1 pseudogene is annotated in these 1,991 nt (G+C 46.0%); it reads right to left on the reverse strand.

The features are described 5' to 3' along the window. Positions 1 to 1,991: pseudogene (locus QUB26_RS31625) on the reverse strand (hypothetical protein); the annotation flags it as partial.

Below are 1,991 nucleotides of genomic sequence, written 5' to 3' on the forward strand. Positions count from 1 at the left end.
GCTGCCCACATTTGGGAGATGGTGTTTGTGACGAAGGCTGCTGCTATTGATGTGCCTTGTTTTGTTTCGGTTGTTGATGATTCTGCTGTTTGTGTAAGGCTTGTTGGTGCTAGGATATCTAAACCGCCTCCGTAGCTGGAATAGGCGGCTCGATTGTTGTTTTCGGATGCGCCGACGGTGATGATGTTGTCGAATTCTGTTGAGGCTTGTCCGAGGGCAGAGATGAGAGTTCCTTCATTACCGGCCGCTGCTACAATCAGGATGTTGTTGTCCTGAGCGTATTTAAGTGCTGATTTTTCTTCTGGTGTGAGTTGGTAGCGTGTGGTTTGTGTGCCGTCGGGATTGATTTGGGTTAAGTCGAAGCTGAGGTTGACGACGGCGTTGGGTTGTTTTGAGGCAATGGCTGCGTCTACAAATTCTATCAGGGATTGATGCCAGTTGCCGCTGCCAGTTGCTCGTCCTAACCAAATCGGAGTCGATTTTTTGGTGTCGCTTTGATTGCTGGAGTCGTTAATAATGTCTAAAATTGCGTCGCCGTGTTGGTTTTCTTGATTTGGTTGGAGTAGGGGATTGTTGTCGCCCTCGATTAAGTCTTTTCCGAGGATGATTTGGCTGTAGTCGATGTTGGGATTGTTGGCTACAAAGCCGGTGTCGATGATTCCGATTAATGGTTGGTTTTGTTGGGGGAGGTTGGGGGTTGTTTCTCGTTGGGTTTCTGTGTGGGTGACAGTGTATTCGTTGATATTTGTTTGGGAGTCGCTGTCAGTTTCCGTGGCGATTTCGGAGGCGGCGATGATATTTTGTGAATTGTCTGGCTGATTGTTTTCGTCGGATGGTATTGGGGGAGTAATTGCGATTTTTTCGGAGTCGAAGTCGGGGTTTACATATTCGTCGATAGTTGTGGGTGGCTGATTGTCGCTGTCGGCGATGATATTTTCTGATTGTTGCGAGTGATGGTTTTGGGTGACGGCGATTTCGGGAATAATAGTTTGGCTGTCGGTAACTATGTATTCTGATTCGGATGGTTGATGATTTTGGCTTGATTCTGTTTCGAGAATGTGAGGAGGTTGTTGGGCGAGTATGCTGTTGAGAGTTTCCCACAGTAGGGAAATTTCATCTGGAGAAATTAGCGGTAAATTGTCTGCAGTTTCGGGGGTGTCGATAAGAGTTGGGGAGATGTTTTCAATTTCCCCGGTGAGAATGTCTGTGGATTCTGCGGGTATTGCTGGTATTTCTGGTTTTTCTGGTTGGAAAAAGACGGGTTTTTCAATTGTGTCACCTGTGATTTCGTCGATTTCTGTCTCAACAGGATTTGTTGGGAAATTGGGAATTTCGGAAACAGTCGGGTTTTGAGTTTCTGTCGCTGGAGATTTTTCGGTTGTTGTTTCAGTCGAATTAGTCTGGGAATTGGGGATTTCGGAAACAGTCGGATTTTTGTCTTCAACTGCGGGAGAATTTTCCGTTTTTGTCTCAGTCGAATTTGTCGCAGAGTTGGGAGTTTCCGAAACAGTCGGCTGTTTGTCTTCAATTACAGGGGAATTTTCGGTTGTTGTTTCAGTCGAATTAGTGTGGGAATTGGGGATTTCGGAAACAGTCGAATTTTGAGTTTCAACTGCGGGAGATTTTTCGGTTTTTGTCTCAGCCGAATTCGTCTCCGAGTTGGGAATTTCCGAAACAGTCGGGTTTTGAGTTTCTGTCGCTGCGGAATTTTCGATTTCTGTCTCAGCCGAAGTCGTCTCGGAATTAGGAATTTCCGAAACAGTCGGATTTTTCTCTTCAACGGCGGGAGATTTTTCGGTTTTTGTCTCAGCCGAATTCGTCTCCGAGTTGGGAATTTCGGAAACAGTCGGGTTTTGAGTTTCTGTCGCTGCGGAATTTTCGGTTTCTGTTTCAGCCGAATTCGTCTCGGAATTAGGAATTTCCGAAACAGTCGGATTTTTCTCTTCAACTGCGGGGGAATTTTCGGTTTCTGTTTCAGCCGAATTCATCTC

The organism is Microcoleus sp. B4-C1, from assembly GCF_036705285.1.
In the GTDB taxonomy this organism is placed as follows: Bacteria; Cyanobacteriota; Cyanobacteriia; order Cyanobacteriales; family Microcoleaceae; genus Microcoleus.